Origin of the sequence: Serratia sp. JSRIV001 (assembly GCF_019968745.1) — a bacterium.
GTDB lineage: Bacteria > Pseudomonadota > Gammaproteobacteria > Enterobacterales > Enterobacteriaceae > Chania > Chania fonticola_B.
Genome location: NZ_CP074147.1, coordinates 2,732,898 through 2,751,809, shown reverse-complemented (window position 1 = coordinate 2,751,809; position 18,912 = coordinate 2,732,898). Strand labels below are relative to the sequence as shown.

Here is an 18,912-nt window from a genome sequence, read left to right as displayed (position 1 = left end):
GGGAACCGATCGAGTGCGTTGATTGTCTTGAGTAATACCTAAAACGTTAATTGTCTTGTGGTCTAGCAATATCGAATACCGATTAAGGTTTTTTACGCCACAGGCCTTTCTGTTTTTTATTCCCTACTTTCCGAAGCAGCACAACCTCATCAAAAAAGCCGGGCAGCTCCCTCGCCCAAGGGAACCGATCGAGTTCGTTGATTGTCTTGCGTAAAACCTTGCCGTTCTTGTTTTTATTCCCTACTTCCCGAAGCAGCACAACCTCATCAAAAAAGTCGGACAGCTCCCTCGCCCAAGGGAACCGATCGAGTTCGTTGATTGTCTTGCGTAAAACCTTGCCGTTCTTGTTTTTATTCCCTACTTTCCGAAGCAGCACAACCTCATCAAAAAAGCCGGGCAGCTCCCTCGCCCAAGGGAACCGATCGAGTTCGTTGATTGTCTTGCGTAAAACCTTGCCGTTCTTGTTTTTATTCCCTACTTCCCGAAGCAGCACAACCTCATCAAAAAAGTCGGACAGCTCCCTCGCCCAAGGGAACCGATCGAGTTCGTTGATTGTGTTGAGTAAAACCTTGCCGTTCTTGTTTTTATTCCCTACTTTCCAAAGCAGCACAACCTCATCAAAAAAGTCGGACAGCTCCCTCGCCCAAGGGAACCGATCGAGTTCGTTGATTGTGTTGAGTAAAACCTTGCCGTTCTTGTTTTTATTCCCTACTTTCCAAAGCAGCACAACCTCATCAAAAAAGTCGGACAGCTCCCTCGCCCAAGGGAACCGATCGAGTTCGTTGATTGTGTTGAGTAAAACCTTGCCGTTCTTGTTTTTATTCCCTACTTCCCGAAGCAGCACAACCTCATCAAAAAAGTCGGACAGCTCCCTCGCCCAAGGGAACCGATCGAGTTCGTTGATTGTCTTGCGTAAAACCTTGCCGTTCTTGTTTTTATTCCCTACTTTCCGAAGCAGCACAACCTCATCAAAAAAGCCGGGCAGCTCCCTCGCCCAAGGGAACCGATCGAGTTCGTTGATTGTCTTGCGTAAAACCTTGCCGTTCTTGTTTTTATTCCCTACTTCCCGAAGCAGCACAACCTCATCAAAAAAGTCGGACAGCTCCCTCGCCCAAGGGAACCGATCGAGTTCGTTGATTGTGTTGAGTAAAACCTTGCCGTTCTTGTTTTTATTCCCTACTTTCCAAAGCAGCACAACCTCATCAAAAAAGTCGGACAGCTCCCTCGCCCAAGGGAACCGATCGAGTTCGTTGATTGTGTTGAGTAAAACCTTGCCGTTCTTGTTTTTATTCCCTACTTTCCAAAGCAGCACAACCTCATCAAAAAAGTCGGACAGCTCCCTCGCCCAAGGGAACCGATCGAGTTCGTTGATTGTGTTGAGTAAAACCTTGCCGTTCTTGTTTTTATTCCCTACTTTCCGAAGCAGCACAACCTCATCAAAAAAGCCGGGCGGCTCCCTCGCCCTACGGGAGAGGGTTGGGGTGAGGGGCAATCGGGGACGGATTAGCCTGCAATTGCCCCAGTTCTTCAAATCCCCCCTAACCCGATAAACAGCCCGGCAATGGTAGCGCTCATCAGGTTGGACAGCGTCGCCGCCAACAGGGCCCGGAACCCTAACTGGGCAATTTCCGAGGCCCTTTCCGGTACCACCGCACTGAATGCCCCCACTACCACGGCAATCGAACCAAAATTGGCAAAACCGCACAGTGCAAACGAAATCACCGCGATGGTTTTCGGATCGAGCAGCATTGCGCTTTCTTTCAGGTAAGGAGAGAAGCTGAGATAGGCGACAAACTCGTTAATCGCCAGCTTCTGGCCAATCAGCCCCCCAGCCAGATCGGCATGTTCCCAGCTCACGCCCATGATGTAGGCTAACGGAGCAAACAGATAGCCCAGCAGACTTTGCAGGCTGACGCTTTCAACGCCAAACAGGCCGCCCACGCCGCCGATGATGCCGTTGATCAACGCGATCAGCGCAACGAAGGCCATCACGACCGTGGCAACACCCACCGCAATCTTCAGCCCCAACATCGCGCCGTTGGCTGCTGCTTCGATAATGCTGGCTGGCCGTTTATCACTGAATGACATTTCGCTGAACTCAACACGGGAAGGCTCCGTCGCCGGGCTGAGCAAACGGGCAAACAGGATCCCCCCCGGGATAGCCATCAGGGAAGCTGCCAACAGATACTCAATGGGGACGCCCAAACCGGCATAACCGACCAGCATTGAACCGGCAATCGAGGCCATACCGCTACAGATCACCGTGAACAGTTCATTGCGGTTCATGTTTTTAACAAACGGCTTCAATACCGCAGGCAGCTCATTTTGCCCCAGAAAAATGGTGGTAACGGCGGCAAAGGACTCCACCTTGCTGATATTCATAAGGCGCTGAAAGACATAGCCAAGAATATTGATCACCCATCTCATTACTCCAAGGTAATATAAAATAGAAATCAGTGAGGTGATAAAGATGATGGCGGGTAGTACGTGAAAAGCGAACACAAAACCTGCCCCATCGAAAAGCTCATTCATTTTCGGCCCTACCAGGCCGCCAAAAATAAATGCGCTCCCCGCATCGCTGTACGAAATCACGCGATTGACGCCGCTGGCAATGGTGTTAATTAACCATTTACCTGCAGGGACATACAACATAATAGCGCCAAGCAATACCTGAAGTAACAATGCCGCACCGACCGTACGCAAGCTTATTTTTCTTTTATTGACTGAAAACACAAAGCCAATGAATAACAGGATCGACATACCTGCCAGACTGCGCAACAACTCCATAAGGCCCCCTTCTATTTTGTTTACTTCCTTCTTTACTCGGCAAACGGCAATAGCCTGCCGCCTGCCGAGGCAGAAGTGATTTATCAAGGACAAACGTAGAGTGCTAATTTAAGCGTTAAGCGCAATTTAGCTGATAATGACCCGCGATCTTGGCCGCCAGCTCAGCATTATTAAACACCAGCTGAATATTGGCCTGCAGGCTGTCGCCGCCGGTCAATTCAGCGACTCTGGCCAGCAGGAATGGTGTACTCTCCTTGCCGGACACCCCCTGTTCCACCGATTCCTGAACAGCCTGCTCAATGGCCTGGTTGATCTTTTCTTCAGGCATGGCGTACTGCTCTGGGATTGGGTTGGCAATCACCATTCCGCCCTGCAAGCCAGCCGCCCACTTGGCGGCCATTGCCCGGGCGATTTCCTGCGGCGTATCCAGGCGTACGCTAACGGAGTAAGGGCTGGTACGACTGAAAAATGCGGGCAGGCTATCGGTGCCGTATCCCACCAAAGGCACGCCGTGGGTTTCCAGATATTCGGTGGTTAAACCGAGATCCAGGATCGATTTGGCACCGGCGCAAATCACCGCCACGTTGGTTTGTGCCAATTCCTGTAAATCGGCAGAAATATCAAACGTCTGCTGCGCGCCACGGTGCACACCGCCAATCCCGCCGGTGGCAAATACGCTGATCCCGGCCAGTTCGGCAATGATCATGGTAGAAGCCACGGTGGTTGCGCCGTTTTTGCCGCTGGCAATCACAAACGGCAAGTCGCGGCGGCTCACTTTGGCGACCCGGTGCCCTTCGCGGCCCAGCGTTTCTATCTCATCATGGGATAGCCCCGCCTTCATGCGCCCATTGATCACCGCAATGGTCGCTGGCACCGCCCCGTTGGCACGGATCTTTTCCTCTACCTGCAAGGCAGTTTCAACGTTTTGCGGGTAAGGCATGCCGTGGGAAATGATCGTCGATTCCAACGCCACCACCGGCCGATTTTCGGCCAGAGCAAGCGCCACTTCAGGAGCGATATCCAGATATTGATGGGTGATTAGGCTATTTTGCATGATTGTAATTCCAAAAGTTTTTGAACGCTGCCTTGCGACAGGTTCGGGTTATTGGTGAACTCAGAGGCCAGGGTCATTGCCGAACAGCCCTGGGCAAAACGGATACTGTGATCGAGTGGGAAATCCTCCAGCCAGCAACTCACCAGCCCCGCCATCATGGCATCCCCGGCTCCGGTGACGTTGACAACCTGAGTCGGCAGCGGTGCCGACCAACCGTGCTGGCCATCTACTTCGCTGAAATAAACGCCGTGGCTCCCCATACTCAGCGCCAAACGCTGAACTCCTTGCTGGTGGAACCATTGGGCCACCGCCGGTGCGTCGCTAGTCTGGGCTATTTTCATCCCGCTGAGGATTTCCGCCTCAATCCGATTCGGCTTCAACGTATGGATATGCGATAGCCAGTTTTTGATTTTTGGCGCTTTAAAAGCGGAAACCGTATCGACAAATACCGGCACATTACCGGCATTGGTAAATAACCAGGCCAGCGCGTCTTCCGTCAGGTTGCAGTCCAGCACCAATACGCCACAGTGCTGAATTAACTCTTTGGAATGGGATAACAGCGCCGGGGTCAATTTTTCCAGGATGCGCATATCGTTGATAGCGACCAGCATTTCACCACTGCCATCCAGCAACGAAACGTAGGTCGAGGTATTCTCACCATGCAGTCGGTGGCAATTATCCACGTTGACGCCCGCCAGTTTTGCCTGTTCCAATAGCGTCGTGCCGTAGAAATCGTCACCAACCACGGAAACCAGGTGGCATTCGGCCCCTAATAACGCAATGTTCTGTGATATATTTCGCCCAACCCCGCCTGGGGTACATTTTATTTTCCCTGGATTGGAGTCTTCATAAACCAACTGCGTATTGGCATAACCACAAACGTCCATGTTTACCGAGCCAACGGTGACCACATAACGATGTTCGGAGAGAATATAGCCTTTACCTTTAATATAACCTTTATTCATCAAATTCATGATGTGGCCTGCCACACCAGAACGGCTAATACCCAGAATATCGGCGATTTCGTGTTGTTGAATCAACGGGTCCCGCCGAAGGAGTTGCAGTATCTGTTTTTCCCGGTTGGTCATAATTAACACTTGTTTGTTTTTGAACAGGTGTTTGTTTTAAATCGGAACCCGACAACAGTAAAGCGGCAACTATCGGAGTTGAGATTATGATCGTAACTTGTCGCCGCACCGTTTTCAGCGATTAATCTGTGACGTTAATCATATTAACCCAGGCGTTAAACACCTTTCCTTATGGTTTTTATACCAGGGGGGAATTTTATGCTGAAGATAAACTCATTAAAACAATAGGATGGATTTCGCGGTTATTTAAACCAACACGTGTTGGTAACCCTGCTAATTACAAGGATTAATCTCACTACGGTTAATTTCGATTACACAGAAAAACGATCGGCCTCACACAATTCTCTTTCATGGCATCGATTATAGCCATCCGAGAGCAGTCACCTGCCCTCGGAGAGCGTTAAACGTAGTTACTTATCCTTCAGCCCGCGGTTGATCAGCATCGGTTCAATACTCGGCTCCTGCCCACGCCATTTAACGTACAGCTTTTCCAAATCCTGGCTGTTGCCCTGTGACAACACCTGCTCACGGAAACGCTGGCCATTCTCTGCCGTTAATCCGCCGTTATCGCTGAACCATTGGAAGGCGTCATCTGCCAACATCTCCGTCCACAGATAGGCGTAATAACCGGCCGCATAGCCGTTGCCCCAGATATGCTGGAAATAGCTGGAGCGATAGCGTGGTGGCACATAGCTGAGGTCGATCTTGTCCTGGCGCAGCGATGCGGCCTCGAACTTGTCCACGTCCTGCTGCGGCTGATCGGCGCCGAGCATATGCCAATGCATATCCAGCAGCGCGGCGGCCAACAGTTCGGTCATGGCGTAACCCTTGTTGAACTTGTCGGCCTTGTTGATTTTATCGGCCAACGCCTGCGGCATCGCTTCACCCGTTTGGTAGTGCTTGGCAAAGTGGGCAAATACCTGCGGATCGCTGGCCCAGTGCTCGTTAAACTGCGACGGGAACTCGACAAAATCGCGGGCAGTGTTGGTACCGGACAAGCTTGGATATTGCTGATCGGCAAACATGCCGTGCAGCGCATGGCCAAACTCGTGGAACATGGTTATCACGTCATCATAGGACAGCAACGCTGGTTGGCCCGCTGCGGGTTTGGTGAAGTTGGAGACGTTGTAAATCACCGGCTTGGTGCCGTTGAGTTTGGACTGCTCAACGAAGTTGCTCATCCAGGCGCCGCCGCCCTTGTTGTCTCGCTTAAAGAAATCGGTGTAGAACAGCGCCAGAGACTGGCCGTCTTTATCAAATACCTCGTATACCCGCACGTCAGGATGATAAACCGGGATATCTTTACGTTCTTTAAAGCTGATGCCGTACAGCAAATTGGCGGCATAGAATACGCCGTTATGCAGCACGTTGTTCATCTCAAAGTAAGGCTTGATCTGTGATTCATCCAGATCGTACTTCTCTTTACGCACCTGCTCGGCATAGAACTGCCAATCCCAGGCGGCCAGCTGAAAACCGCCGTTTTGCCGATCGATCACTGCCTGAATGTCTTTGGCCTCACGCTCTGCCCGGGCCGTAGCGGCAGGCACGATATTACGCATAAACGCCAACGCCGCATCCGGGGTTTTCGCCATCTGATTTTGCAACTTCCAGGCGGCATAGTTCGGGAAGCCCAGCAGTTTGGCCTGCTCGGCACGCACTTTAGCTAACCGCGCCAGGGTTTGACGGGTATCGTTGGCGTCATTTTTTTCTGCGCGGTTGATCGAAGCTTTGAACAACTTTTGGCGAGTATCGCGATCTTGCAGGTTTTGCAAATCAGGCTGTTGCGTGGTGTTCTGCAATACCAACAGCCATTGCTTATCCAGCTTGCGTTCACTGGCCGCCTGCGCTGCTGCCGCCAACTCGCCCTCTGAAAGCCCGGCCAGCAGGTTTTTATCACCTATCGCCAACGCGCCGTTTTTGCTGGCAGCCAGTAATTTATTGGTGAACTGGGTACTCAGCGTCGCCGCTTCCTGATTCAACGCTTTCAGTTGGGTTTTATCCGCGTCAGAAAGATTGGCCCCGGCCAGCACATAGTTCTTGTAGGTAACCTCTACCAGCCGCAAGGACTCGGGGTCCAAGTTGAGGCTATCACGCCGATCGTAAATCGCCTTGATGCGCGCAAACAGTTTGCTGTTGAGCATGATGGCATCGTCTAACGCCGCCAGCTTCGGTGAGGTTTCTTCATCCAGCTTTTGCAGTGTGTCGCTGGTGTTGGCGGAGGTCATCGCACCGAACACGTTCATGGTGCGCGTCAGCAGTGCGCCACTTTTTTCCAGCGCCACGAAGGTATTGTCAAACGTAGGCTCCGCCGGGTTATTGGCGATCTTTTCGATTTCTGCCAGTTTCTGCTGGATACCGGCGGCAATGGCCGGCGCATAATCGCTTTCGCTGATGACATCAAAACGAGGGGCCTGGAATGACAACTGACTGGCGGCAAAGAACGGGTTTTCTCCCTGCTTATCCTGTTTAACTTCTCCGGCCACTTTCGCCTCCTTTGTCTGGGTATGGTTTTCTGCCAGCGCTGGCATGCTTAACGCAACGCCGATCGCCAGTACCAGGGTTGATAAACGCATCAAATTGAAACTCCTCCATGTCTTAATCTAGGGACGCTGCGTCCACTTGGATAGAAGCTGCAAATTCAGCAACATAGCCTAGCTTAGGCTCAGATGGTCGTTTGAGCAAAAATAACTGGAAATGGCTAAACAGGCTAGCAGGGGAAAGAATAAAGAAAAAACGCGGCCACAAGGCCGCGTTAGCTGACTTATTTCGCTGTCATCAGAACTGATAAACCAGGCCGACAGCAACCACGTCGTCGGTATTGATACCGGCCGATTTGGTGAAGTCGTTTTCATCCAACAGGTTGATTTTATAATCCACATAGGTGGACATGTTTTTGTTGAGGTAATAGGTCGTACCCAAGTCAACAAACTTGACCAGGTTTTCACTGCCGTAGGTATTGCCGTTGGCCGCTTGCCCCAGATTCTTGCCGTTGGTTTGGTTATAACCTACAAATGGGCGCAGGCCAAAATCAAACAGATAGTGTGCATAAGCCTCAAAACTTTGCGCTTTATTGGCGTAGCCATAAGCCTCACTGTTTGAGCTACCGAAGCGCGCTGCATTATAGGACTGGGTAAACATGACGGCTACATAGGTACTGCTGTCGTCATATTTCAGGCCGCCAGAATAACCTTCCGCATGGTCACCACGCCCCATGATGCCGCTATATGCGCCACCGCCATTTTGCTCGCTGGTACGTTTGGAATTAAAGAAGGCACCCGCGGCACTAATGCCATAGCCAATATCATAATTCACCGACATACCATAGCCATCACCATTCTGACCCAGAACGTCGCGACCATTATTAGTTTCTTCCGCACTGCCGTTTTTACCCTGGTATTGCACAGCAAAATGCAGGCCATCAACCAGGCCAAAGAAGTCGTTGTTACGATAGGTTGCCAGACCGTTTGAGCGTTGGAACATGAACTGGTCGGCACCATAGGTGGAACCGTCAAATTCCGGCTGCATGTCGGTATAAGCCGCCACGTCATACAAGACACCATTGTTACGGCCATAGTCGAATGAGCCATAATCAACAGCCTTCAGCCCTGCAAAACCATAACGGGTGAAGGCATTGTTTTCGCTTTCCGGGGTATTTACGTTGACCTGGTATTCCCACGTGCCATAGCCGGTGAGCTGATCGTTAATCTGCGTTTCACCACGCAGCCCCATACGCATGTAGGACTGGTCGCCATCAACGCTATTGTTATCAGAGAAATAGTGCAGGCCATCGACTAAACCGTACAAATCCAGTTTATTACCGTCTTTGTTGTAGATTTCAGCGGCGCCTGCGCTGCCAACCATCAGCAAAGCAGGCACCATCAGAGAGAGTACTCGAAGTTTCATCGTGATTATCCTCTATTATTATGTCGTGCTATAGCCACTGCTGTTACGAGCATGATGAGCTCGTGGGTCTATTACCGTTTTGATGGCGGTAATGATATTAATTTATACCGCCATGCCTTGAATGCAAGGTCGACTGGTTGTTTTTTGACTGTGCATGAGTGTTTAAGACCGGGCTAAACTGGCGTAATGGATAAAGGAGAGTTATGTCAGGATAAAAAACATAATTGATGCAACAGGTTGGAATTTTGACAATTCATTACCGATGCACCAATTAATAAAACGAATAGCTCACGTTGACTTTATATAAGCTTATGCTACTCACTCCATGAGTGTAATAAAACGATTTCAAAACATTGCCAATCATTTCTTTAATAAAGAAATAAAATGAAATACGTGAGTTCCGTCCCTGCTTCAACTACAAAACAAGCGTCATAAATCTGCTGTTTGGATCAGGCTGATACTCTGCGAACGGTTCGCAATCCACAAAACCATGCTTGCGGTAAAGCTGATGACAGGCGGCAAATCCCGGTTGTGTCCCCGTTTCCAGGCTAAGACGCGAAATGCCCCGCGCGCGCGCGATTCGGTAAGGCACAACCTGGGCCGCATTTTTTCACTTTCCGGCGGTGGTTCAGGCTATCACTTGATTTCCGTCAACAAGACCTTAGCGCCACTCTGTTGTTATTGGGAAACCGAGGCTTTAAATCATAAGGGATTTATGAACGCTATCGCTTGCAAGGCAGTACTGTTTGACCTGGACGGCACCCTGGTGGACTCAGGAGCCTGTATTGAGACATTGTGGGCTGAATGGGCAACCCGGCATCATCTGGATGTGGACTATGTCCTGGCCAATATTCACGGGCGCACCATCGAGGAAACGCTGCGGCTCGTCTCCCCTTACTTTGACAACCCACAGTGCGTTGATGAAGTCAAAACGCTCGCCATCGAGGCTCTCAGCCAGGTGCGTGCCATTACCGGTGCCGTTGAGCTGGTGCGCCAGTTGCCGCCGCAATGCTGGGCAATTGTTACCTCCGGCGCCAAGAAAGTGTCGATGCAAAGCATCATCAGCGCAGGCATCCCACACCCGCACATGATGATCACTTCGGAAGATATCGTGTACGGCAAACCCCATCCAGAACCCTATCTGATGGCGGCAGCCGGATTTGGCCTGCCGGTGCAGAAATGCGTGATTTTTGAAGATGCGATTTCTGGCGTGAACTCCGCCATTGCCGCAGGAGGGCAAGTGATCGTCATCGGTGACGGCGTGCCGATTTCCTCCCCGCAAATCAAGGCTACCGTGGCTGACCTGAGTAGTTTTAAAGCCGAGTTTATCGACGGTATCATCCATTTATCCTGGTAATTACCGCACGCTGGCGGATACACGATGCATCTAGATGGGCACACTTGCTGTGCCCGCTAATAATCACCTTATTAACTTCTTTTTAACCTCCCCGTGATGCGTTATGCTCAAAAATCCGACGTGGTGATTTTTGAAACGGGATTTCTGTTATGTCAGCCTATTTACCGTACTCCAGCCGGAGCCGTCCATGAGTTGGTTCTCGCGCGCTAGCGCGCTTCCCCTGCTGGTTGCCGGGGCATTCTTTATGGAAAACCTGGACGGTACGGTGATCGTTACCGCGATGCCGCAAATGGCGGCGGCCTTTGGCGTACAGCCGGTAGATATGAACATCGGGGTTTCGGCCTATATTCTTACCCTGACGGTATTTATCCCCGCCAGCGGCTGGATCGCCAACCGCTTTGGTGCCCGCAATATTTTCACCGCCGCCATCGTTATTTTTACCCTGGCCTCGGTGCTATGCGCCCTCAGTACGAACTTGCCGCAGTTTACCGCGGCTCGTATCCTGCAAGGCTTTGGCGGTGCGCTGATGGTGCCGGTTGGCCGCCTGGTGGTGCTGCGCAATACCGCCAAACCCGATCTGATCAACGCCATTGCCACTATCACCTGGCCGGGGTTAGCCGCCCCGGTCCTGGGGCCACCGGTAGGCGGCTTCATCACCACCTACGCTTCCTGGCACTGGATTTTTATCCTCAACGTGCCGCTTGGCCTGTTGGCCCTGTTCTTCGCCTGGCGTTTGATCCCTCATGAACCCGCGCAGAAAGGCGTTCCCTTTGATGGACTAGGTTTTGCACTCACCGGAGTCGCCTGCTTTGGGCTGATGTTTGGGTTGGATCTGATCAACAGTCCGCAACTTTCCTGGTTGGTGCCTCTGTTATGTCTGGCTGCCAGCCTGGCGCTGGGAAGCCTGGCGATACGCCACGCCAAACGCCACGCCAATCCCTTGATGGATCTCTGGGCGATGCGGATAAAAAGTTACGCTGTCACCATTAAGGGCGGCACTCTGTTTCGCATCGCCATCGGTGCCGTGCCGTTCCTGCTGCCCTTACTGTTCCAAATCGGCTTTGGGTTGAATGCCTTCGATGCGGGGTTGCTGGTACTGGCGGTGTTTGCCGGTAACCTGGTGATGAAGCCGTTCACCTCACCCATCCTCTACCGGTTCCGCTTTCGTACCACGCTGGTAGTCAACGGCTTGCTCAATGCCGCCACCATTTTTGCCTGCGCGTTGCTAACCCCGCAGACCCCCACCTGGCTGATCCTGACGCTGCTGTTTGTCAGTGGTTTGACGCGTTCAATGCAGTTCACCGCGCTGAATACGCTGGCGTTTTCCGAAGTGCCGCAACCGCGCATGAGCGGTGCCAACACGCTGTTCAATATGGCCCAGCAGATGGGCAGCGGATTGGGTATCGCCATCGGCGCGTTGGCGCTGCGGCTGGCGGAGATGCTGATGCCGCAGCAACAGGGCGCAGTGCCGCTGGCCGACTTCCAACTGGCCTTTATCGTGATTGGCGTGATCGCCCTGGTGGCGGTGCTGGATAGTTTTACGCTGGGCGCAGAGGCGGGCAATGAAATCCGCCAGAGGAAAAGCGCCCCTACGTCTGAAAAATCTATGGCAACCAAAGTAAGGAGTTAAACGATGCAATACCGTCAACTTGGCCGGTCCGGCCTGAAAGTTTCGGCTCTAAGTTTAGGCACCATGACCTTTGGAGGACAAGGCAAGTTCGCCAAAACCGGCGCGACAGACGTTAACGAGGCGCGTAATCAAATCGCCATGTGTATTGATGCGGGGATCAACCTGTTCGATACCGCCGACGTCTATTCAGCAGGCCAATCGGAGGAGATCCTCGGCCAGGCATTGGGCAGTAAACGCCACGAAGTGCTGGTCGCCAGCAAGGCCCGTTTCCCCATGGGCAGCGGCCCGAACGATGCCGGGCTGTCACGCCACCACCTGATCCGCGCCTGCGAAGCCAGCCTGAGACGCCTGAATACCGACTATCTCGATCTCTATCAGCTACACGAGTGGGACGGCATCACCCCGGTAGAGGAAACGCTGCGGGCGCTGGAGGATCTGGTGAGCAGCGGCAAGGTGCGCTACACCGGCTTGTCCAACTTCTCCGGTTGGCACCTGATGAAACACCTAGGCAGTGCCGAACGGTTGGGATTGGTGCGCCCGGTCAGCCAACAGATCCACTACAGCCTGCAGGCGCGCGAAGCGGAATATGAACTGCTGCCTGTTGCTCAGGATCAGGGGCTTGGTGTGCTGGTCTGGAGCCCTCTGGCCGGTGGCCTGCTCTCGGGCAAATACCGCCGTAATCAACCCACACCGGAAGGCACGCGCCATCTGGCCAACTGGGGTGAGCCGCCGGTGCGTGATCAAGATGCGCTGTTTGATATTGTCGAAGTGCTGGTGGATATCGCCCACTCCCGTGGTATCTCTGCGGCACAAATCGCGCTGGCCTGGCTGTTGGCCCGCCCAACGATAACCTCGGTGGTCATCGGTGCCCGTAATGCGGAACAGCTCAAAGATAACCTGCACGCCGCCAACCTGATCCTCAACGAAGAAGAGCTGCAGCGCTTGGAAGAAGTGAGCCGCCCGCCGCTGATTTATCCTTACTGGCACCAAGCCTCAACCGCGCCGGATCGTCTCTCTGCGGCCGACCTTTTGCTCCTTGCCCCTCACCTGGTAAAAAAATAAGTCGCATCTGCCGCTAATCAACGTAATATCGATGATCCGCCCCGTTTTAACGGGAGCGGATTTTTGCCGTTTTAGGCCTGAAAAGCGAGGTAATAATAATGATGCACAGTGACCTTACTCAGTGCCGTGTGAACACCGATCGGTTGTTGATTGCCCCCTTTACCGCAGCAGACGCCGACGATGTTTACCAGGCGATCACCCCTACGCTAACGCGTTTTTTAACCTTTGAACCAGAAGAGTCTCCCGAGGCGTTTGCCAACGTCTGGGAAGGCTGGCTGCCGTTGATCCGCGAAGGTGAAGAAGTCATCTTTGTGGCCCGGTTACGTGACAGCAAGCAGTTCGTTGGCATGGGCGGCGTGCATAATCTGCACCAGCAAAAACCAGAACTCGGGATCTGGGTGAAAGAGAGCCTGCACGGTAACGGCTACGGCCGCGAAATCGTCCATGCCATGGCGAAATGGGCCAGCGAACGCTACCACCCGCCGTATTTCATTTATCCGGTCGCCGAGCAGAACACGCCAAGCCGCCGCATTGCCGAATCGCTGGGTGGCACCGTGCAAGGCCGCCGCGAAAATATCAAATACGACTGTGTGGTTTACCACGTACCGGCCATCACCGGTTAAAATTGCAGGGTTAACGCAACCGCGTTAGAGTGGATGCAGGCTAAAAACAGTTAAGGAACAGCAGCATGATTATTTTTGTCACGGGCGCTACCTCCGGTTTTGGTGAAGCTATTGCCCGCAAGTTTATCGGTGAAGGCCATCAGGTGATTGCCACTGGCCGTCGTGTGGAGCGCCTGGAGGCGCTGCAGGCAGAATTAGGTGAGGCACTGCATATCGTGCGTTTGGATGTCCGCAACCGTGCGGCGATCCAGCAAGCCATCGAAGAGTTACCCGCAGCGCTGCGCAACGTCGACGTGCTGGTGAATAACGCCGGTCTGGCGTTAGGCCTGGAACCTGCACACAAAGCCAATGCGGACGATTGGGAAACCATGATCGATACCAACACCAAAGGGTTGGTCAACATGACCCGTGCGCTGCTGCCCGCCATGGTGGAACGCAACGTTGGCCACGTGATCAACATCGGCTCCACCGCCGCCAACTGGCCTTATGCCGGTGGTAACGTTTACGGCGCTACCAAGGCCTTCGTTAAACAGTTCAGCCTGGGTCTGCGCGCCGATCTGCACGGCACCCATATCCGCGTTACCGATATTGAGCCAGGCATGGTTGGCGGCACCGAGTTCTCCAACGTGCGTTTCAAAGGGGATGATGGCAAGGTAGATAAAACCTATCAAGGGGTAGATGCCCTGACGCCGGATGATGTTGCCGAAGCGGTATTCTGGGTAGCAACGCTGCCTGCCCGCGTCAATATCAATACCTTGGAAATGATGCCGGTCAGCCAGTCCTTTGCCGGGCTGAGCATTCATCGCGGTTAATGGTTTTTCTCTGTGGCAGGGCAACCAGCCCTGCCATCTCAACTCACGCAGTTCGCCAGCCAGCAACGATAATCAGCATCCCTAGCAGAGCCACCCCAGCCCCCAGCCAATCCATAGTCGACAACTTCACGCCATCTACCACCCGTAGCCAAAGCAGCGCCGTTGCCACATAAACGCCACCATAGGCGGCATAGACTCGCCCACTGGCCGCAGGATGGAGTGTCAACAACCAGACAAACAGCATCAGGCTAAGGGCCGCAGGCAGCAAGAGCCAGGCGCTGGCGTTTTTCTTTAGCCACAGATACGGCAAGAAACAGCCAATGATTTCGGCCAATGCCGTGGCAAAAAACAGTAAAGTGGTTTTTAGCATTACCGCTATTCTCTCAGTAAATTAAACGAACAAGGCGATGCGCTGGTGCAATATAACAGCACGGTGATATATTTAACCCATGCCATAGCCAGTGTTGCTGGTGGATGCAACACTCATTTATAAGGATGAAACGATGAAATTACTCTCCCTTCCGCGCCTGATGTTACCGGCTGCCATGTTATTGCTGGCCGGTGCCTGGCAAGCTCCTGCCTTGGCAGCCACTTGCACCCAAGGCAGCACCTGCGTCACGGTTGATGGCAGCGGCGGCGCAGCCATGAGCAATGAACAGGCTCGCCAAAGCAAAGAGCAATGGAATGAAACCAAATCGCTGCGCAGCAAGGTGAACACCCGTGTCGAGAAAGAGTTTGACAAGGTTGACCGTGCTATTGATGACGAAGATCGTTGTGATAACAGCTACAACGTCAATGCCTATTGGGAACCGTCAACCCGTAAGTGTCTGGATCGCACCACTGGCCGTCCAGTCACGCAGTAATAGCGAGTAAGGGTAAACTATTCAACCTGATGCTGCTATCCTGACTAAGAACATTCGTCTCAAATAAGGATCCAATGATGAAAAAAGCGCTTGTAGTAGGTGTACTGCTGTTAGCCACCGCGCCGCTGGCCGCTTTTGCCTCATGTGAGAGCATAAAGGCGGATATTGCCCAGAAGATTGTCAATAACGGCGTACCGGAATCCGGCTTCAAGCTGGAGATCGTGCCTAACGATCAGGCGAACCTTGCCGGTGGACAGGTGGTCGGCCATTGTGGCCAAGACACGCAGAAAATCGTCTATACCCGCCTGATTAACGGCGACGACAGCGGCGACGCGGCGCAAACTGGCACCAGCCAGGATACCCAAGCCCCGCAGTAACCGCCTTCAGGGCGCGGTTTGTTACTGCGCCCCTCCTCTTTATTAAGCCTGTTTAACCTCTTCACCTTCGCCCTGCGGCCGATGACGCGCCGGGATCAGCATAGCCGCGCCCAAGGCAAACAGCGATATCAACGCCGAGACCAGGAATACCCAATGCATTGAGGCGGCAACATGCCCAATGAGATCCGCCAGCGCCTCTGGCCGCATGGTGTTGCGAACCTCTGGCTCCATTAACTGCTGCACCGGATCAACCGTTTGTGGCAGACGCAAATGCAGGTTGATATTCAACGTGGCCCCCAGAATGGCGGTGCCGATGGCCGATCCGACCATCCTGGTGAATACCGTGCAGGCAGTTGCGATACCGCGAATACTATAATGTGCCGCATTCTGTACTGAAACCAGGAAGGTGGTATTGCACAACCCCATACCGACCCCGATGATAAACGCCGCAACCCGCCCCCACAGTAACCCACCCGAAGGCTGTAACAGCAGCAGGATAAAGCCACTGGCCGCCAACAGCAGCGCACCAAGCAGAGCTGTAGTGCGATAAGAAGTCAGCAGCATCAAACGCCCGCTCAGCATACTGGCCAGCGGCCAGCCAATCGACATCAAGGCCAACGTGGTTCCGGCTTCCAGCGGGGTTCCGCCCTTCACGCCCTGGATAAAGGTTGGCAAGAAGGCGCTGATGCCCATCATGGCAGCACCGATCACCACGCCGCCAATATTGCCAGCCACAATCACGCGGTTTTGCCACAGGGCCAATGGGAACAACGGTTCAGGAGCACGGCGCTCCTGACGAATTAACCGGTTGAGCGCCACTAACGCCAACGCCAGCAACGGTATGACCCACCATCCCAGCATTTCCGCCTGCAAGAGTGAAAGCAGCAATGCAGCGACAAAGATCGTCAGCCAGGCCGTTCCCGCCAGATCCAGCGCATGTTTGCGCCCCTGTTTGAGGTCTGGCAGGTAGCGCCCCAGGAAATACATCGCCAGCAGGCCAATGGGCAGGTTGACCCAAAATACCAAAGCCCAAGTCGTGTGTTGCACGATAAATGCACCCAGTAACGGGCCAAGAATAGCCGAAACACCCCAGACGCTAGAAAGATACCCCATCACTTTTGGCCGTTCGGTGGCGCTGTAAATATCACCGATCACGGTGGTGGCGATCGGCATGATCGCCCCGGCGCCCAGTCCTTGCAGCAGGCGGAAGGCAATCAGCCAATACATATTCGATGAGAAACCGCACAGGACCGACCCCAACAGGAACAGCGTGGCGCCAAAGAAAAAGATCGGTTTCCGACCGTATAAATCTGCCAGACGCCCGTAGATCGGGATGGTAATGGCCTGTGCCAGCAAATAGACCGAAAACACCCAGCCCAACAACGAAAAACCACCCAGATCGCCAATAATCGTCGGCATCGCGGTGGCAACAATGGTCGCTTCGATGGCAGACATGAACATCGCCAGCATGCAGGCAAGCAGGATCAACGGCCGATGAGCTACTTGGGCAGTGCTCGAAGAAGTGTTAGTGGTCATCAGTTTACCCTGTGTCCCTATGTCTTTTATTTTACCCGCAGTATAACAGCCGGGGGGACGCTGTAGTTTGTCAGGGGATGTTGTGAATAAAAATCCCGCAACGAAGCAGCAATTGAACGTATTGTTACAGTGTCACGCAAAAAATAAGCACCCCATTGAATAATAAGGTATTTCTTAGGAGCGGCCTGTAAGCCAAGCCACACCTGCTCTATCGTTAAAACCTATCTGAACGATAGTGCATACCAATGATAGTGATTGATTTTAATCAAGTTGCTAACCGCCCCGGGCCGTGACAATCTGATTTTACCCTCACCATTACCTCTTAATATGTAGGGCTATTTGGAAATCAACTCATTGGAGCGAGAACATGATTAAAAAAATTATTCTGGGCTGTGCCGTTACCGCCGTCGTCGGCTATTTGGGGACCGTCGGTTATGTCTATCATTACGATCAACAGCGTAACCCCGCCGTTGCTGGCAATCAAATCGATACCCTGCTAACCCGCAATGGCTGCGACTATTGTCACTCCAACTCGGCTCAGCTTCCCTTCTATGCCGAGTTACCGATCGCCAAACAAATTATGGCGCAGGATATCCTTAGTGGAAATCAGCATTTCAACCTCGATGCTACCCGCTCCGCTCTGCAACAAAAAACTGCGGTGCCTGAAGTCGATCTGGCTAAGCTGGAAGCCGTACTGCAAAACCAGGAGATGCCACCGTCAATGTATAAGATGGTCCACTGGGGCGGAAACGTCAGCGACGGCGATCGTAATGAACTACTGAGCTGGGTCCGTCAACAGCGCGAACAGTTCTACACTTTGCCAGAGACGCCAGCCGAACTGCGCGGTGCCGCTTTACAGCCGGTGCCAGCCTCGCTACCTACCGATCCGCAGAAAGTGGCGCTGGGCTTTCGACTGTTCCACGACCCGCGCCTGTCGAAAGATAACAGCATCTCATGTGCCCACTGCCATAAGCTGGGCGAAGGTGGCGTGGATGGGCGCGTCTCATCGTTGGGGGTTGGCGATCAGGTCGGGCCAATCAACGCCCCGACGGTGTTTAATGCGGCCTTCAATATGGCGCAGTTCTGGGATGGCCGAGCGGCAGATTTACAGGCTCAGGCCGGTGGCCCACCGATGAACCCGATCGAGATGGCCTCCGAGTCCTGGGATGAAATCATCGCTAAACTGGATCAGGACGTCTTGCTGAAGGCCGACTTCCAGCGCGTCTATGCTAACGGCTTCACCGGCGATAACATTACCGACGCCATTGCCGAGTTCGAAAAGACGCTGATCACGCCAGATAGCCCGTTTGACCGTTACCTGAAAGGCGATAATGACGCCCTGACGGCGCAGCAAAAACACGGCTATCAACTGTTCCAGCAAAACAAATGTGGCACCTGCCATACCGGGGTCAACCTTGGGGGCCAATCCTATGAGGTCATGGGGCTGAAAGCGGATTACTTTGCCGCTCGCGGCAATCCCACCGAGGCCGATCTTGGGCGTTACAATGTCACTAAAAATGATAACGATCGCCACCGTTTCAAAACCCCAACGTTACGAAACATCGCTCAAACCGCCCCTTACTTCCACGACGGCAGCGTGACTTCGCTGCACCAGGCGGTCAAGGATATGCTGACCTATCAGGTCGGCGTTACCCTACCAGACAGCGATATCAACGATCTGGTCGCGCTGCTGGAAGGCATGAGCGGTAAATATCAGCCTGCCACGCCTCCGGGCGGTTGATACTGTAGCCACAACGCCAGGTTTCTGATAAAGATTCTCTGGTTTTCAGGTGGGTAGACAAGCACAATGCCCACCTGAA

At 53.1% G+C, this 18,912-nt stretch carries 16 protein-coding genes and 1 pseudogene; 8 read left to right on the top strand and 9 right to left on the bottom strand.

The features are described 5' to 3' along the window. Positions 1–82: 82 nt before the first annotated feature. The 7 genes and pseudogenes from KGP17_RS12630 to KGP17_RS12600 form a co-directional block, all read right to left on the bottom strand. The gene (locus tag KGP17_RS12630; protein ID WP_223499477.1) at positions 83–1,531 is read right to left on the bottom strand and encodes a hypothetical protein; all 1,449 of its coding nucleotides are present in this window, start codon (positions 1,529–1,531) and stop codon (positions 83–85) included. Next, the gene (locus KGP17_RS12625; RefSeq protein ID WP_179251543.1) at positions 1,528–2,787 is read right to left on the bottom strand and encodes a NupC/NupG family nucleoside CNT transporter; all 1,260 of its coding nucleotides are present in this window, start codon (positions 2,785–2,787) and stop codon (positions 1,528–1,530) included. The genes KGP17_RS12630 and KGP17_RS12625 overlap by 4 nt, the downstream gene beginning before the upstream one ends. Before the next feature lie 115 nt (positions 2,788–2,902). Continuing rightward, a complete protein-coding gene (locus tag KGP17_RS12620) occupies positions 2,903–3,841 on the bottom strand; it encodes a pseudouridine-5'-phosphate glycosidase (RefSeq protein WP_021804467.1) in 939 nt (312 codons plus the stop codon). After that, positions 3,826–4,929, bottom strand: a complete 1,104-nt coding sequence (locus tag KGP17_RS12615; RefSeq protein ID WP_115158483.1) for a PfkB family carbohydrate kinase — start codon at positions 4,927–4,929, stop codon at positions 3,826–3,828. Before KGP17_RS12615 ends, KGP17_RS12620 begins: the two co-directional genes overlap by 16 nt. A gap of 410 nt (positions 4,930–5,339) precedes the next feature. Then, on the bottom strand, positions 5,340–7,502 hold the full coding sequence (dcp, locus tag KGP17_RS12610; RefSeq protein WP_223499475.1) for a peptidyl-dipeptidase Dcp: 2,163 nt from the start codon (positions 7,500–7,502) through the stop codon (positions 5,340–5,342). 202 nt (positions 7,503–7,704) lie between these two features. Beyond that, positions 7,705–8,832: a porin OmpC gene (gene ompC, locus KGP17_RS12605; protein WP_059200764.1), complete on the bottom strand. Its 1,128-nt coding sequence runs from the start codon at positions 8,830–8,832 to the stop codon at positions 7,705–7,707. Positions 8,833–9,247: 415 nt separating this feature from the next. Next, positions 9,248–9,394: pseudogene (locus KGP17_RS12600) on the bottom strand (GNAT family N-acetyltransferase); the annotation flags it as partial. 153 nt (positions 9,395–9,547) lie between these two features. On the opposite strand from KGP17_RS12600, the gene KGP17_RS12595 reads away from it, so the two are divergent. The 5 genes from KGP17_RS12595 to ydfG all read left to right on the top strand — a co-directional run bounded on the left by KGP17_RS12595 (position 9,548) and on the right by ydfG (position 14,316). Then, on the top strand, positions 9,548–10,189 hold the full coding sequence (locus KGP17_RS12595) for an HAD-IA family hydrolase (protein ID WP_059200763.1): 642 nt from the start codon (positions 9,548–9,550) through the stop codon (positions 10,187–10,189). 187 nt (positions 10,190–10,376) lie between these two features. Beyond that, positions 10,377–11,819: an MFS transporter gene (locus KGP17_RS12590; RefSeq protein ID WP_223499474.1), complete on the top strand. Its 1,443-nt coding sequence runs from the start codon at positions 10,377–10,379 to the stop codon at positions 11,817–11,819. A gap of 3 nt (positions 11,820–11,822) precedes the next feature. Next, positions 11,823–12,881: an aldo/keto reductase gene (locus tag KGP17_RS12585; protein WP_115158478.1), complete on the top strand. Its 1,059-nt coding sequence runs from the start codon at positions 11,823–11,825 to the stop codon at positions 12,879–12,881. Between the two features lie 98 nt (positions 12,882–12,979). Beyond that, positions 12,980–13,504, top strand: coding sequence for a GNAT family N-acetyltransferase (locus tag KGP17_RS12580; protein ID WP_059200760.1), 525 nt, complete (start codon positions 12,980–12,982; stop codon positions 13,502–13,504). 65 nt (positions 13,505–13,569) lie between these two features. After that, positions 13,570–14,316 carry a bifunctional NADP-dependent 3-hydroxy acid dehydrogenase/3-hydroxypropionate dehydrogenase YdfG gene (ydfG, locus tag KGP17_RS12575; protein ID WP_021178016.1) on the top strand — a complete coding sequence of 249 codons (747 nt, stop codon included), beginning with the start codon at positions 13,570–13,572 and terminating at the stop codon, positions 14,314–14,316. A 43-nt stretch (positions 14,317–14,359) separates the two neighbouring features. Here ydfG and KGP17_RS12570 read toward each other — a convergent pair whose 3' ends face one another. Continuing rightward, positions 14,360–14,686 (bottom strand): YnfA family protein, encoded by a 327-nt coding sequence (locus KGP17_RS12570; RefSeq protein WP_021804473.1) that lies wholly within the window; start codon positions 14,684–14,686, stop codon positions 14,360–14,362. A gap of 133 nt (positions 14,687–14,819) precedes the next feature. Here KGP17_RS12570 and KGP17_RS12565 point away from each other — a divergent pair, with 133 nt between their 5' ends. Both KGP17_RS12565 and KGP17_RS12560 read left to right on the top strand, forming a co-directional pair. Beyond that, a complete protein-coding gene (locus KGP17_RS12565) occupies positions 14,820–15,179 on the top strand; it encodes a DUF1283 family protein (RefSeq protein ID WP_021804474.1) in 360 nt (119 codons plus the stop codon). Positions 15,180–15,256: 77 nt separating this feature from the next. Next, positions 15,257–15,556 (top strand): DUF1161 domain-containing protein, encoded by a 300-nt coding sequence (locus KGP17_RS12560; protein WP_021804475.1) that lies wholly within the window; start codon positions 15,257–15,259, stop codon positions 15,554–15,556. Between the two features lie 42 nt (positions 15,557–15,598). On the opposite strand, the gene KGP17_RS12555 is transcribed toward KGP17_RS12560, so the two are convergent. Next, positions 15,599–17,092, bottom strand: coding sequence for an MDR family MFS transporter (locus tag KGP17_RS12555; protein ID WP_223499472.1), 1,494 nt, complete (start codon positions 17,090–17,092; stop codon positions 15,599–15,601). A gap of 370 nt (positions 17,093–17,462) precedes the next feature. Between KGP17_RS12555 and KGP17_RS12550 the strand changes: the two genes are divergently transcribed. Further along, complete coding sequence (locus KGP17_RS12550) at positions 17,463–18,833, top strand: cytochrome c peroxidase (RefSeq protein ID WP_371822196.1); 1,371 nt, start codon at positions 17,463–17,465, stop codon at positions 18,831–18,833. The last annotated feature ends 79 nt before the right edge of the window (positions 18,834–18,912 follow it).

Coding starts and splice junctions, on each gene's coding strand:
- KGP17_RS12555 (WP_223499472.1), bottom strand. CDS start 17,092: ATGACCACTAACACTTCTTCGAGCACTGCCCAAGTAGCTCATCGGCCG.
- KGP17_RS12585 (WP_115158478.1), top strand. CDS start 11,823: ATGCAATACCGTCAACTTGGCCGGTCCGGCCTGAAAGTTTCGGCTCTA.
- ydfG (WP_021178016.1), top strand. CDS start 13,570: ATGATTATTTTTGTCACGGGCGCTACCTCCGGTTTTGGTGAAGCTATT.
- KGP17_RS12620 (WP_021804467.1), bottom strand. CDS start 3,841: ATGCAAAATAGCCTAATCACCCATCAATATCTGGATATCGCTCCTGAA.
- KGP17_RS12590 (WP_223499474.1), top strand. CDS start 10,377: ATGAGTTGGTTCTCGCGCGCTAGCGCGCTTCCCCTGCTGGTTGCCGGG.
- KGP17_RS12560 (WP_021804475.1), top strand. CDS start 15,257: ATGAAAAAAGCGCTTGTAGTAGGTGTACTGCTGTTAGCCACCGCGCCG.
- KGP17_RS12625 (WP_179251543.1), bottom strand. CDS start 2,787: ATGGAGTTGTTGCGCAGTCTGGCAGGTATGTCGATCCTGTTATTCATT.
- ompC (WP_059200764.1), bottom strand. CDS start 8,832: ATGAAACTTCGAGTACTCTCTCTGATGGTGCCTGCTTTGCTGATGGTT.
- KGP17_RS12595 (WP_059200763.1), top strand. CDS start 9,548: ATGAACGCTATCGCTTGCAAGGCAGTACTGTTTGACCTGGACGGCACC.
- dcp (WP_223499475.1), bottom strand. CDS start 7,502: ATGCGTTTATCAACCCTGGTACTGGCGATCGGCGTTGCGTTAAGCATG.
- KGP17_RS12580 (WP_059200760.1), top strand. CDS start 12,980: ATGATGCACAGTGACCTTACTCAGTGCCGTGTGAACACCGATCGGTTG.
- KGP17_RS12615 (WP_115158483.1), bottom strand. CDS start 4,929: ATGACCAACCGGGAAAAACAGATACTGCAACTCCTTCGGCGGGACCCG.
- KGP17_RS12570 (WP_021804473.1), bottom strand. CDS start 14,686: ATGCTAAAAACCACTTTACTGTTTTTTGCCACGGCATTGGCCGAAATC.
- KGP17_RS12565 (WP_021804474.1), top strand. CDS start 14,820: ATGAAATTACTCTCCCTTCCGCGCCTGATGTTACCGGCTGCCATGTTA.